The organism is Paraburkholderia sp. J8-2 (genome assembly GCF_905220195.1).
GTDB lineage: Bacteria > Pseudomonadota > Gammaproteobacteria > Burkholderiales > Burkholderiaceae > Paraburkholderia.
The window spans coordinates 524,021-537,029 of the sequence record NZ_CAJMZA010000003.1 but is presented as its reverse complement, the minus strand read 5'-3'; the positions used below and the strand labels follow the sequence as shown (position 1 = coordinate 537,029).

Here is a 13,009-nt window from a genome sequence, read left to right as displayed (position 1 = left end):
GCCTTCAACCCGATTGCGCCACGCTCGTCGAAGCATACGACCGGCCTGGCATTCGCCAGTTTCATACGGTCTGCAACGGCTCGACGCGGTTTGCGGCACGGGCCGCCTGACCGAATCCGCGGCAGAGCGCGTGGGCGCATTGAACCCTTGCAGCCCATTCCGTAGCGAATGCCAACCACGATTCGAGGAGCACACATGAGCGCAGCACCGCGACGCCCTGGGCAATTGAGCCTCGGCGCCTTCCTGATGGAAACGGGCCACCATATCGCCGCGTGGCGCCATCCCGACGCACACGCAGCCGGCGGCCTCGATTTCGCGCACTACGCCGAACTGGCGCAAACGGCCGAGCGCGCCAAATTCGATGCGATCTTTTTCGCCGATAGCGTGAGCGTGCGCGACACCCATGTACCCTCGCTCTCGCGCACCGCGCGCGCCGATCATTTCGAGCCGATCACGCTGCTTTCCGCGCTTTCGGTCGTGACGAAACACATCGGGCTCATCGCCACGGTGTCGACTTCGTTCAACGAGCCCTACAACGTGGCCCGCAAATTCGCCTCGCTCGACTATCTGAGCGGCGGACGCTCGGGCTGGAATCTCGTGACTTCGAGCACCGAAACCGAAGCGCACAACTTCAGCCTCGACAAGCATCTCGATCACGCCGTGCGCTACGAGCGCGCGAAAGAGTTCTACGACGTGGTCTCCGGCCTTTGGGACAGTTGGGAAGACGACGCCTTTATCCGCGACAAGGCGAGCGGCATCTACTTCGACCCGCAGAAACTGCACACGCTCGACTATCGCGGCAAGCATTTCAAGGTGCGCGGACCGCTGAACGTCGCGCGTTCGCCGCAAGGCTGGCCGGTTGTGGTGCAAGCGGGCGCTTCCGAAGCCGGCAGGGAACTCGCGGCGCAGACCGCCGAAGTGATCTTCGTTGCGCATCAAACGCTAGATGAGGCGAAGCAGTTTTATCGCGACGTGAAGGGGCGGCTCGCGCGTTATGGGCGCCGCCCCGAACATCTCAAGATCATGCCGGGCATTTTCCCCGTGATCGGCCGCACGCAGGAAGAAGCGCAGGAGAAGTTCGATGCATTGCAGGCGCTCATCCATCCGAGCGTGGGACTTCAACTGCTCTCGAACATGTCGGGCGGTCTCGACCTCTCGCAGTACCCCGTGGATGGTCCCGTGCCCGACCTGCCGGAAACCAACGGCGGCAAGAGCCGTCAACGCTTGCTGCTCGACCTCGCGCGGCGCGACAACCTCACCATCCGCGATCTTTATCTGCGCATTGCGGGGGCGCGCGGGCATCAACAGGTGATCGGCACGCCACAAAGCATTGCCGATCAGCTTCAGCAATGGTACGAGGAGGAAGGCGCCGACGGCTTCAATATCATGTCGCCGTGGCTGCCGGGCGGCCTGAATGAATTCGCGCAGTACGTGGTGCCCGAATTGCAGCGGCGCGGACTCTTTCGCACCGAATATACGGGGCGCACCTTGCGCGAGCATCTTGGCTTGCCGCGCCCCGTTAACCGCTTCGCCACGCAACAGGAAGACGCGTTGCGCGTGGCGTCCTGATTGTGCTCATCGAAGCGCAGCGCCTGGGCGTTGCGCTTCGTGCAGCGTTCTTCTGAAACGCACTTTAGCTCTTTGCACAAGCCTATTTGCGCGTGCCAATCGGCCTGGCGACAGGCATGACATGACTCGGACTCGTGTGCGTTGTCGCTGGAGCCGCCGCAATCACTTTGCCATCGGTCAGCCAATGCCGCGCGACGGGCCACAGGCTGCGTTCGAATCGCGAGTGAAAAAATGCGAAGTGCCCGATGCTGCGCTCGCCAACTGAAGCGGGCGTGATGCGTAGATGCGTCGAGTCGCTATGCGTGAAGTATCGCAGCGTGCGTTCGATCGCCCGGACCGTGCCGAACGGGTCATCCGGGAAACTGACGGCAAGAATGGGCGCATGCAGACCGCCAAAACGGGCGACGATTTCGGCGCGCTCTTGCGACGTGCGCTCGAGCGATCCCTTACGAAGCGTATCTTCAAAGCGTGCGCGGCCCCGGCTCCAGATGTTCACAACGCCGCGCGGCGTGTCCTCCATCCATCCGAACCACGATGCGGGGAAATAGCCCTTCAGGCAGGTCAAAGCGGGCATGACGACGTGCCATTTCCAGAGCATTAGCGGCATGCTGCGCGGCGCGTAGTCGCGCCAATACGCGTATTGCGTGCCGACGGTGAAGACACGGCGCACAAGGTGATTCGAGGGCGCAAGCCCGATCAGGAAGCCGCCTATGCTATGGCCCACGACATCGACTGGCTGCCCGGGGAACGTGCTGCGCACGTAACGCAGCACCGCTTCGCAATCGCGTTCGCCCCACTCCAGCCAGCTTGCATCGAGCGTTGCGAGCGCAACGGGCTGTGAAGCGCCAATGCCGCGGTAGTCGTAGACCAGCACGTCGAAGCCCTGCTGGTGCAGCCACGCACCGAAGCGGAAATAGTAATGGCAGCGCACCGACGTGGCCGAATTGACGATGACGACGGGACGCGACTCGTCGGCGCTCAGCCGCGCGTGGCGTCGCCACACATAAGCGCGGAGCACAAAGCCATCTGCGGCGGTGATGGCGACAGCGAGAGGACGTGTCTCGCCCGGATCGGCTGAATGCATGAACGTGCTCCATGAAGTAAGCGGAGCATCGATTTCACTTGACCTTGCGCGCCGGCTCAATCAATCTTTCAGCAGCTTTCGCATGAGGAATACGCATGTCAGTGCCGCTCCTGAAACTCCCTCCCCTCGACCTCATTCGCGGTTTCGTGGCGGTCGGCCGGCGCATGAGCATCACGCTCGCCGCCGACGACCTGTGCGTGACGCAATCCGCCGTGAGCCGCCAGATCGCTGCGCTCGAAGCAGCGCTGGGCGTGCGCCTCTTCAACCGTGGCTATCGTTCGATCTCGCTCACGCCGGAGGGCGAGCGCCTGCTGCGCGTTTCGGACAGCGCGGTACAGCAGATGCAGGAGATCGTCGGCGCGCTCGCCACGCCGCAAACACGCCAGCCGGTGACGATCACCGCCAGCATCGGGATTGCCGGCCTTTGGCTGCTGCCGCGTATCGGCGAGTTGCAACGTCTGCTTCCCGAGATCGATCTGCGCATCGCGACGTCCGAGAAGGTGCTCGATCTGCGCGCCGAAGGCATCGATCTCGCGTTGCGCTACGCACCCGCGCGCATCGCGCCCGAGGCGTCGAGTCGCGCGGTGCATCTGTACGACGAATACGTACTGCCGGTCGCGCATCCGTCGTTGAACGTCAAGAAGCTCGACGCGGCCACGCTCGCGCGCCACGTGCTGCTCGAGTTCGAAGGGGCGCGCCGCCCGATGCTTCGCTGGACGGACCACCTCGCCGCGCGCGGCCTCGACAGCGCACCGCTACGCGGCGTGCTGCGTTTCAACCAGTACGATCAGGTCATTCAGGCCGCCATTGCCGCCCGGGGCATCGCGCTCGGGCGGCTCGCGCTCGTTCAGCCGCTGCTTGCCGACGGCAGGCTCGCCGCCATCGGCAATGCGCGCGCCGTGGGCCCGACCGGCTACGCCTACTGGCTGCATCAGGCCGACGAAACCCCGCGCGACGACGTGCGCGCCGTCATCGACTGGATCGTCGAACAGGCTCGCCAAAGCCAGATCGTATGAGTGCGCCGCATGCGAAGCGTGCGAAAAACTTGCTTGAGCCGGCTCGCCTTCCCGCGCTCTACTAGGCGCAACGCTGCGCAACAGCGAAGCGCCCAGTGCGAGGAGGCGAACGATGACCGGAATAAACGATGCATGGCGCCGCCGCTGGCTGCTCGTGATTGCAGGTGGCGTGGTGATGGGCGCGGCGCTGGGCGTGCGCAACGTGCAAGGGCTTTTTCTGATGCCCGTCACGCTAGATCGCGGCTGGTCGCGTGAGACGTTCGGCCTCGCGCTAGCGCTGCAAAACTTGCTGTGGGGCATTGCGCAGCCGCTCACCGGCATGATCTCCGACCGCTTCGGCTCCGCGCGTGTGATTTTCGCGGGCGCCCTGCTCTACGCGCTCGGCCTTGCGATGATGGCGCTGAGCGCAACGCCGGGTGTCTACACGTTCGGCGTGGGCGTGGTGCTCGGCGTTGCGTTGTCCGGAACGGCGTTCGGCGCGGTCTACGGCGCGCTTTCCCGGCTTTTCGCAGCCGATCAGCGCAGTTGGGCGCTGAGCGTAGCGGGCATGTTCGGCGGCCTTGGCCAGTTCTGCGTCGTGCCGCTCACACAAGGGATGATCGGCAGATTCGGCTGGGTTACGGCCATTCTCGTGCTTGCCGCCGTGATGCTCGCAAGCGCACCGCTCGCAGCATGGCTGCGCGATCGGCCGATGGCGCGCAGCGGCGCCGCCGATTCGCACGACACGCTGCGCCGCGCGATGAGAGAGGCGTTTGCGCACCGCGGTTTCTGGCTGCTCAATCTGGGCTTCTTGTCGTGTGGCTTCCAGCTCGCGTTCATCGGCGCGCACCTCCCCGCTTATTTGCTGGACAAAGGCATGAGCGCACGCGAAGCGAGCCTCGCGCTCGCACTGATCGCGCTCGCCAACACGGCGGGCACGTTTCTATGCGGCTACGCAGGCGGCTTTCTGCGCCGCAAATATCTGCTCTCGGGAATCTACTTCGCGCGCGCGGCTGTGATGGTGCTGTTCCTCGCCTTGCCACTCTCGCCTCTCACGCTTTATGTGTTTGCGTTCGCGATGGGCTTCATGTGGCTTGGCACCGTACCGCTGACGAGCGGGATCGTTTCGCAGATGTTCGGCGTGCGCTACATCTCGACGCTCTTCGGCTTCGTGTTTCTCGGGCATCAGATCGGCAGTTTCTTCGGCGTCTGGCTCGGCGGCGTGGTATTCGACGCGACACACAGCTACGACCTGCTTTGGCAAGGCTCGATTGCGCTCGGCATCCTGGCCGGCGTCATGCACTTGCCGATCGACGACGAGCGGGTCGTGCCTCGCGTCATGATCGCGGGTCAACCTTCGTGAGCGGCAGGTTGGTCATGCGCGCCATGGAGGTCATGCTGGCCGTTCCATTCGTAGCGCTAATTATCTGGTCGCTGGTCGAATATCTGTCACCTGAGACGATGCTTGCCTTGCTCACTGGCGCCACATTTTGCCGATGACGGGCGGCGGCGCGCGCATTACTTGATCATCTGAAGTATGTCGCGGAATCGCGGGTGCTGGCTCGAGCGCAACCACTCGAACGCGACCATCTCGACCGTCGCCACGTCCGCGCCCGCTTTATTCAGCCGTGTAATTGCCGCCTCTTTATCGACGATTTTGCGCGACCCCATCGCATCGATAGCGAGCGTGACCGATAGCCCGCCTTGCAGCAGACCAATCGCCGTTTGCAGCACACAGACATGCGCTTCGCATCCCGCAACGATGATTCGGGTTCGTCCTTTTGGTAATGCGTTTATCAATCCATCAGCTGTCGCGTCAAAATGGTGCTTTGCAACAGTCATTGTGCAAAGGTCCTTTATTTCCTTCGCATTCTCGCCGAGTGAGTCTGGATTTTGCTCTGTCCCGATAACGGGAACATCCAGCTCGCGGGCTATGCGACCGAGGCGAACGGCTTGAGCGACAACAGATGCGCTTTCGTGAATCGCTGGCATCAGTCTCGTTTGCAAGTCGATCAGAACTACGATCGATTCGGAATGGCTATGCAGCATTGCAAATCCTTCTGGAAAATTGCGCTCCGCACAATGGCAGCTGTCAGGGATATTACTAAGTATGCGACAAATGGTCGCCGTGCGACTCTATATCCCAATGCCATTCCCTATGGAGCCAGGCATGCAAGCAGAGACGCTAAAGAAAGCAAGAGCCGCCACTTTTCTCACCCGGTCGGCGCTGTGTCTGATGCTGTTGCCAGTTGCCAGTCTTGTCTGGGCGCTCCAGGCGTATCCGCCACAAGAAGCGTGTTGGCTTTGCTTCTCGCTGGCAATCTATATCTGGCCTTTCGCCGGAGTCCTCTTTGTGATTTCAGCAGGATTCCATGTTGGCACTCACGGTCGCCGACTCGAAAAGGACGCCGGATTCCGCGAGGCGCATGGGCACTAACTAGCCCGCGCGCCGTTCCGCCGGACGGTTCGCTGTCGATGCTCGAATAGAAGCCCGCTGGAAACAGTGGGCTTTCGAGTTGCGGCTGCGCGTTTTTCCGGGACGGCGCGAACTCGCCATATTTCGGAATCCGGATCAGTTTCGGAGCGCCGGGTGGCGAGGCCAGCGACCTGATTGCGTTGACTCAGAGCGCTTCGACGTTCCGACACTCGCGATCGCGCGCCGAGTGCGTTCGCGCTCACACAGCCATACCCAGGTCGGCAAAACTGGTGACGGTCGCCTCGCACGCTCGCGCAAGCCGCAAATCGTGGCTCGAAAAGAAGACCGCGCTCTTCCTGGCCAGATCCTTGAATAGATCGATGAGAACCGCGCGCGCGGCGGCGTCGAGCCCGTTGCCCGGTTCGTCCCCGATAACGACAGCGGGTTCGCCCAGTGTCGTCGCTGTCAGGAAGAACTTTTTGCGCGTGCCGAGCGACATCTGCTCGAAGCGCTTCTCCAGGTGCGGCGTGAGGCCAAAGCGGTCCGCGAGATCGAGCGTGCGCGCGTCGACGGCTGTCGTCTTAGTCGACGCCACGAGTTCCAGAAACGCCCGGCCGGTTTGAAACGGATACGCCATGCAGTCGTCGGGCACGTACGCCAGGGCGGATTTCGCCTCGAGCGGCGCGCTACGCAGCGAATGGCCGCCCAGCCAGACCTCCCCTTCGTCGGCGTCGATCACGCCGGCAAGGATGCCGAGCAAGGTGGACTTGCCGCTACCGTTGTCATCGCATAGCGCCACGCATCCCGCGCTGGAATCGTGATGCAGCCCCTGGAAGATAACGCGCTCGCCAAAGCGTTTGCTGAGGTTTTCGAATCGAAGCATGGTGGAATCAATCAAATAAGCGAATGCCAGACGCGCCAGGCACGCCAGACGGCAGCGACCCACATCGCGGCCAGCATGGTGCCGAGCAAAACGGATTGCCGGGCGGCGTAGCGTTGCGGGAAATACAGCAGGGCAAGCAGCGGCGCCGTCAACCCCAGGAGAGCCGCCGCAGGCCGCAGCGGCAAAACACCGTGCGCGACCAGCAGCAGCGGCACCATGCATGCTAATGGCAGCGCCAGCGCGGCGACGGTCAGCATATCGGCACGCAGCCGCGCCGCTGCTGCAATAGGCAACGATCGTGTGAAGTGCTCTGCACGAAGGTGAGCCGCTCGCAAATCGCGATAGGTCGTAGCAGCGACCAGCGCAATCGCGGCCTGTGAAATCACTGTCAGGGGTACCGCGCGGGCGTCGAAATTCCAAAGTCGAAGCAGGAAGCATGTGGAGGCCGTAACCGCACCCATCACCAGATAGCGCGCGAAGACACCTGCGCCGCGATCCCAAACAATACCGGCTTGCAGCCTGGTCACGGGCGAAAGCCGCTGGCCGAGATTGACGCGTACGCAACTCATGACGCGTCGAGAGAGCGCGCAAGACCACATGGGCCACGGAGTCGAAGCAGCCGGCGTACGGACGATCACGAACGCCGCGAGCAGCAAGGGCAAGACCAGCAGCGCCTGCTTTGTCGTTTCGCCCGCCTCCAACGCGCCGACGAGGATGATATTGGCGACGACCAACAGCGCCGCGTGACGAGCGCTGCGCGAGAGCACCGTCAGTTGCCATCCCAGCGTAATTAGAAGCAGATCGAGAACGAACAGGTAGTTCGCGGCCTTCTGCGGCAGAAAGGCCAGCGCGACCGTGGCGCCGAGCACGGGCAGAAGCAGCGGCGTACTCGCGACGAGCACGACGGCGATGTCGACGGCGCGGCGGTGGAAATTGGGTGTGGGCAACGAAGCGAAGAAAGTGGCGAACGTCCCGCCTGTGATGGCGGCACGTTGCGCAAGCACCCACAACATACCCGCCGCTTCGAGCATGTGCACCCAGACGAACCGCCATTCCATGCCATGCGAGGGCGCGAGAGCCGCGAGTACCGGCGCGCCCAGAATCTGGCTCTGGGCAAACACGGGCATTGCCGGCAGCAACAACAGGACTGAGAGCGACAGCGCCTGCCAATGTCTGCGCAACATGCGCGATGTCGCGAGGGCATACCACCGCAGTCGGCAAGACAACATCATGTTTCCAACGTCCCTTTTTCGACTTCCCTTAATTCTCTTGATTCCGTTAATTCCATTAGGGCAGTCGCGAAACCGTGAACTGGACAGACCCGTTATCGTGCCACGTCGGCTGCGATGCAACAACCGCGCCAACGCTTAACTTTCATTTTTATTTCATTGCCAGAATGGCCTCGGCGCTGACATATACTCGTCGTGCCGCACCAGCAAGCGCCTCGACGCATCGAGTCTGGTGCGCCCCTTCAATCTGGCGCAATAGTGATTTTGTGATCTGCAATGAGCGATGGTGTGGAGTACAAGCGGCTCGCCGGCCTTCCGGGACTCGTTCTCGGCGCTGGGCGTTTCAAGGCGTTCCGTTTCGACCGGCACTATCACCTTGACTATCACGTCGGGCTCGTAACCGAAGGGATTCAGCGCCAATGCGTGAACGCAGGCGCGGTCTTGCTCGGGCCAGGTCGCATTTCCTTGATGCCACCCGGCGAGGTCCATGATGGCGCCGGGGAATGCGGCAACGCTTATACGCTGAAGACATTCAGACTGTCCCGAGACCTGCTGCAAGGTGTCGCGACCGAGCTGACGGACTCGGCTCGCGAGCCCGAGCTGAAAAGCATGATGATCGAGGATCCGACGCTGGCCGCGCAATTACTGCAGCTTCACGATGCGATGCAGTTGTCGCCCGACGCTTCGTCGCTGTCTTTACAGTCGGAATGGCTTTCACTGCTGTATTGCCTGTTCAACCGGTCCGGCGCGATCGGGCCGACGGCCGCTAAAGGGACGCTCTCTCCAATGCATTGGCAGCGGCTCAATGACTATTGCCTGTCCCATCTGGCCGAGAAGATCACCCTCGACGAATTGGCCGCCTTGTGTGGTCTGGGGCGTTTTCATTTTTTGCGGCGATTCAAGCAGACCGTAGGCATGACGCCTCATGCGTGGCTGCTTCGTTTGCGCCTGGAACAGGCTTGCGCCTTGTTGGCAGCGGGCAAACGAACCATTGCCGAAGTCGCCCACGGCGTCGGGTTTTACGACCAAAGCCATTTCAACAGGGCGTTCCGGCAAGCCTTTGGCGTGGCCCCGTCCGCTTACTGAGTCGACGCGCGAGTGCTCACTCTGCGCGTCAATTTTTTACAAGCCAGTCTCGCCCTGCCTCTATAGCATCAGCAGAAGTCCGTTCGGCATCTGGTGTTCCGAACGCAAACCTGGAAGCCCGCCACAATGAAACTGCACTTCGAGACCCCTTTGATGGAATCGCGCGCCTTGAGCGTTCCCGGTGAACAATCCGTGTGGCTCAAGCTCGACGCGTTGCAACCGTGTGGATCATTCAAGATCCGGGGCATCGGCCACGCGTGCGCCGTTCATCGAAGCCGTGGCGCGCAGCGTTTCGTTTCGTCCTCCGGGGGCAATGCGGGTCTTGCCGTTGCTTATGCGGGTCGACGTCTGGGCATTCCTGTTGCCGTAGTGGTACCGCAAACGACAACGGAGCGCGCGAAGGAACTGCTCCGCCTGGAGGGCGCCGAGGTCGTGGTGCACGGCAGTTCCTGGCAAGAGGCGAACCAGTTCGCACAGACGCTGCTCGGAGCAACCGACGCGTTCCTGCATCCCTTCGACGATCCGCTGTTATGGCACGGCCATGCCTCGATGATCGATGAGGTTGCCCAAGCCCGCTTCAAGCCGGACGCCGTGTTGCTTTCCGTGGGCGGCGGCGGGCTGCTTTCCGGCGTCGTAGAGGGCCTGCAGCGCAATCATTGGCACGATGTGCCCGTGTTGGCTGTCGAAACCGAAGGCGCCGCTTCGTTCCATGCCGCGCTCGAAGCCGGACATGCGGTGGAGCTACCGTGTATCTCGAGCATTGCCACGTCGCTCGGCGCCAAGCGGGTGTGCGAACAGGCGTTACATTGCGCACGCGTGCACCCTGTACACAGCCTCGTCGTGTCGGACTTCAGCGCACTCGCTGCGTGCGAGCGCTTTCTTGCGGATCACCGCATTCTGGTCGAGCCGGCTTGCGGCGCGGCACTCTCCGTCGCTTACGACAGGCATCCGACGTTGGCCAGTTACAAGAAGATTCTGGTTGTCGTATGCGGCGGCGCGACGGCTACCATCGATCAGATTCGTGCATGGGCAGGCAAGGCAGAGCGCCGATGACCTTGTGCATGTAACGGCGGAAACGATAAAATCCTGTCCGCCGAAAATAGAGTCGCAGGTTGGTATCTCCTGCGCCCAGTGATTGGGTTCTAGATATGCCGCGGCGTCAACCTTACTTTCATCAAGTTGAGGGGACGCGCTGTGGAGAAGACGCTGCGCCCCCTCCAGACGAGGAGTCTGCCCAGATGCGCAGCAACACCAATGAGCCGTCAAACGCAGAAGGAGCGCTGTTCAGCGGATTGACCTTCGACCGCGAAGCGCTGACCCGCCTGCTTCGAGAATGCGGCGACGGTCCGACGTTCGAGCACTGCAATTTCAGCGGCGAAGATCTTTCCAGTCTTGATCTGCGAGCCGCCCGCTTCTCTCAGTGCAACTTCGAGCACGCCCTCATGGAGCACTGCGAACTCACAAGAACCCGCTGGCTGGCGTGCAAGTGCGCTGCCGCAAGGTTTCGCTACGCGAATGTGAGTGACGCGCGCTTTTGCCGGAGCGATCTCAACAATACCGACTGGACAGGCTCGAAACTCGCGTCGGCGGCGTTCACTGAGGTCAAGCTCACAGGCGCCCGCTTTGTCGACGCCCGTACACTGGGGCTCAGCTTCCACGATTCCCTGCTCGTTGGCGCAGATCTGCGGGGGCTCTCGTTTCGCAAGCAAACACTCGAGGCGTTGAATTTCTCCGACGCGGATCTGTCCGACTGCGACTTTCGCGACACTGTTTTCGAAGGCGGCAGCTTGAACAACGCGCAACTGCGAAACAGCCGCTTCGACGGCGCGGATCTACGCTCTGTAGACCTAAGTGGTTTGCGTCTCTCCGACGTGCTGCAACATCTTAAAGGCACGATCCTCTCCGTCGATCAAGCCGTCATGCTGATCGGCGACTGCGGAGTGCGGGTGATGTAAGGCAGCGAAGGCCGGCACCCGCCGGCCGTTTATCACCAGTGCCAGTGCAACGCCTGGCAGGCACCTCCATTGCGCCGAAAGCAAGCGTGCCAGCCAGTGCGCAACTCGCGGCATCACCTTTCGCATTTTGATTTCGATTCAAGAAAAGTGACGCGCCGCACACTATTTCTACACAGATTTCTCGTAGATATGTCAACGCCAATTTCGTCATTTCATCTGCGTTTTGCGCTGCAGATTAGTTCATATGGTTGATTTGTAATCGAAATGTAACGCAATAATTTCTTACCATACACGCCACTGTAGAGGCGCGCCGCGCGCCTATAGTTGGATGTAACTTCGTTTGCGGCCTGAGACCCAAGCGTAGCGCTATACATCAAACGAATAACGTCCCCGCGTTTGCACGAGGCATGCAGATTTTCCGCGCGCTCGAGAGGGTACAGCGCTTGCATCACAAACGAAGCGCGTTGTCGTGAACGCCGATTGCCAGACATTTGCATGAGCGGGGGCTCTTCTATGTCGAACCGACACGAGACGTCTCCTGCCGAGACGGGCGAGGCCCTGGTGCTGGTGGGCGCTGCTTTCGCCGTGCTTGGCGGCTGGCTCGTCGCAATGGGTTCCACGCCCTACTACGTCGTCACCGGACTCGCACTGATCGGCTCGGGCACCCTGATGGTCCGAAGCCGATCGGCGGGACTCTGGAGCCTCTTCTTTACGCTTGTCGCCGCACTCGTGTGGTCTATCATCGAAGTCGGGCACGACGGCTGGAAGCCCATGCCGCGTCTGCTATTGCTCGCATTGCTCGGCATCTGGTTCTACCTCAACATCGTCGTTGGCCATTCGGCAGTCGCACGACCCGTGCGCGTTGTGGCCGGCGTCGCCGCGATCGTCTACGCGCTCACGATCGCGGGCATGTTCTCGCCCAAAGTCCCCATTTCGGTGGCGCAGCATCTTCGCTACGGACCGCTGTCCCCTCCCCACAGCAGCGGCGCGTCATCCGATCAGAACAACTAGCGCGGCCCCATCAATCGATGCAAACGATTTGAGAATTGATTTCGATTCAACCTGCGCACGCATGATGCAAATTCACCGGCTTCGTCAGAAGAGTGCGGAACACCGGTTGCTTGAACGCAGGCTCGGAATTCAGTGAGGTAAGCCATCGTGCTCATACAATTTCCAGATGAAGATGCCTACTACTATGCGAGCGGCACGGTCCGGTATCGCGCCCTCGTCGACGGCGCAATAGTCACGTGTGAAATATCACCGGAGGCGCTTGAAGAATATTTTCGTGCGCGCTCGGGTCGCGCCGGCCTGCTGGCTGCCTTCGCAACATATAGAAAGGAGATCGAATCAATCACAAGACAAATTCTTCCGCATCGTCTGTCTGCTGGACGCTGCCAGCTGTTCCTGCGCGACTGCCTCCAAAAGCCGGGAATGACCGAAGTGGACATCAGCCGCAACAGGGGTATCGTAGAAACTGTCCGACACGACGATACGCCAGGCACACGCGCGCGCATGCCCGCGGTCAGGTACGTTCGCGAAGCGGGAGGTGCGCCAAGGTAAGAGCGCGCTTCACAACGAAAGGTCAGTGACCGCGAAAGCCGCTGAATCCTTGACGCACTGCAGTGCGATCGAAGGTGCGCAACACGGACGGTTGAAGCTGCATCGCAGCAACTCACTGCTACGAACTGCCTTCACCGCGTGCTGGCCAGAAAAATACAACGAAGAACGCCTTGCGTATGTGGCGCGGAGGCGGTTGAGGATTCTGTTCGAGACCGCCTTTCTCACGAATTCA

13 protein-coding genes are annotated in these 13,009 nt (G+C 61.4%); 9 read left to right on the top strand and 4 right to left on the bottom strand.

Going from position 1 to position 13,009, the window contains the following annotated elements; genetic code table 11:
• The first annotated feature begins 195 nt into the window (after positions 1-195).
• Entirely contained in the window at positions 196-1,569 is a 1,374-nt protein-coding gene (locus tag U5A52_RS11235; protein WP_321934790.1) for an LLM class flavin-dependent oxidoreductase, read from the top strand.
• An 82-nt stretch (positions 1,570-1,651) separates the two neighbouring features.
• Here the strand turns inward: U5A52_RS11235 and U5A52_RS11230 are convergent, their stop codons facing one another.
• Positions 1,652-2,653, bottom strand: a complete 1,002-nt coding sequence (locus U5A52_RS11230) for an alpha/beta fold hydrolase (RefSeq protein ID WP_321934789.1) — start codon at positions 2,651-2,653, stop codon at positions 1,652-1,654.
• A 95-nt stretch (positions 2,654-2,748) separates the two neighbouring features.
• On the opposite strand from U5A52_RS11230, the gene U5A52_RS11225 reads away from it, so the two are divergent.
• Complete coding sequence (locus tag U5A52_RS11225) at positions 2,749-3,669, top strand: LysR substrate-binding domain-containing protein (RefSeq protein WP_321934788.1); 921 nt, start codon at positions 2,749-2,751, stop codon at positions 3,667-3,669.
• Between the two features lie 112 nt (positions 3,670-3,781).
• Positions 3,782-5,011 carry an MFS transporter gene (locus U5A52_RS11220; protein ID WP_321934787.1) on the top strand — a complete coding sequence of 410 codons (1,230 nt, stop codon included), beginning with the start codon at positions 3,782-3,784 and terminating at the stop codon, positions 5,009-5,011.
• Between the two features lie 155 nt (positions 5,012-5,166).
• On the opposite strand, the gene U5A52_RS11215 is transcribed toward U5A52_RS11220, so the two are convergent.
• The gene (locus tag U5A52_RS11215) at positions 5,167-5,697 is read right to left on the bottom strand and encodes an isochorismatase family protein (protein WP_321934786.1); all 531 of its coding nucleotides are present in this window, start codon (positions 5,695-5,697) and stop codon (positions 5,167-5,169) included.
• A 121-nt stretch (positions 5,698-5,818) separates the two neighbouring features.
• Between U5A52_RS11215 and U5A52_RS11210 the strand changes: the two genes are divergently transcribed.
• Positions 5,819-6,085 carry a hypothetical protein gene (locus U5A52_RS11210; protein WP_321911831.1) on the top strand — a complete coding sequence of 89 codons (267 nt, stop codon included), beginning with the start codon at positions 5,819-5,821 and terminating at the stop codon, positions 6,083-6,085.
• A 238-nt stretch (positions 6,086-6,323) separates the two neighbouring features.
• On the opposite strand, the gene U5A52_RS11205 is transcribed toward U5A52_RS11210, so the two are convergent.
• Together U5A52_RS11205 and U5A52_RS11200 are read right to left on the bottom strand one after the other, a co-directional pair.
• Complete coding sequence (locus U5A52_RS11205) at positions 6,324-6,947, bottom strand: ABC transporter ATP-binding protein (protein ID WP_321934785.1); 624 nt, start codon at positions 6,945-6,947, stop codon at positions 6,324-6,326.
• An 11-nt stretch (positions 6,948-6,958) separates the two neighbouring features.
• Complete coding sequence (locus U5A52_RS11200) at positions 6,959-8,176, bottom strand: DUF6136 family protein (RefSeq protein ID WP_321934809.1); 1,218 nt, start codon at positions 8,174-8,176, stop codon at positions 6,959-6,961.
• A 276-nt stretch (positions 8,177-8,452) separates the two neighbouring features.
• Between U5A52_RS11200 and U5A52_RS11195 the strand changes: the two genes are divergently transcribed.
• The 5 genes from U5A52_RS11195 to U5A52_RS43285 all read left to right on the top strand — a co-directional run bounded on the left by U5A52_RS11195 (position 8,453) and on the right by U5A52_RS43285 (position 12,777).
• Positions 8,453-9,262, top strand: a complete 810-nt coding sequence (locus tag U5A52_RS11195) for an AraC family transcriptional regulator (protein ID WP_321911837.1) — start codon at positions 8,453-8,455, stop codon at positions 9,260-9,262.
• A 126-nt stretch (positions 9,263-9,388) separates the two neighbouring features.
• Positions 9,389-10,315, top strand: a complete 927-nt coding sequence (locus U5A52_RS11190; RefSeq protein ID WP_321934784.1) for a pyridoxal-phosphate dependent enzyme — start codon at positions 9,389-9,391, stop codon at positions 10,313-10,315.
• Positions 10,316-10,500: 185 nt separating this feature from the next.
• On the top strand, positions 10,501-11,217 hold the full coding sequence (locus tag U5A52_RS11185; RefSeq protein ID WP_321934783.1) for a pentapeptide repeat-containing protein: 717 nt from the start codon (positions 10,501-10,503) through the stop codon (positions 11,215-11,217).
• 513 nt (positions 11,218-11,730) lie between these two features.
• Positions 11,731-12,228, top strand: coding sequence for a hypothetical protein (locus tag U5A52_RS11180; protein WP_321911840.1), 498 nt, complete (start codon positions 11,731-11,733; stop codon positions 12,226-12,228).
• A gap of 147 nt (positions 12,229-12,375) precedes the next feature.
• Positions 12,376-12,777, top strand: coding sequence for a DUF1488 family protein (locus U5A52_RS43285; protein ID WP_415764167.1), 402 nt, complete (start codon positions 12,376-12,378; stop codon positions 12,775-12,777).
• Positions 12,778-13,009: the final 232 nt, after the last annotated feature.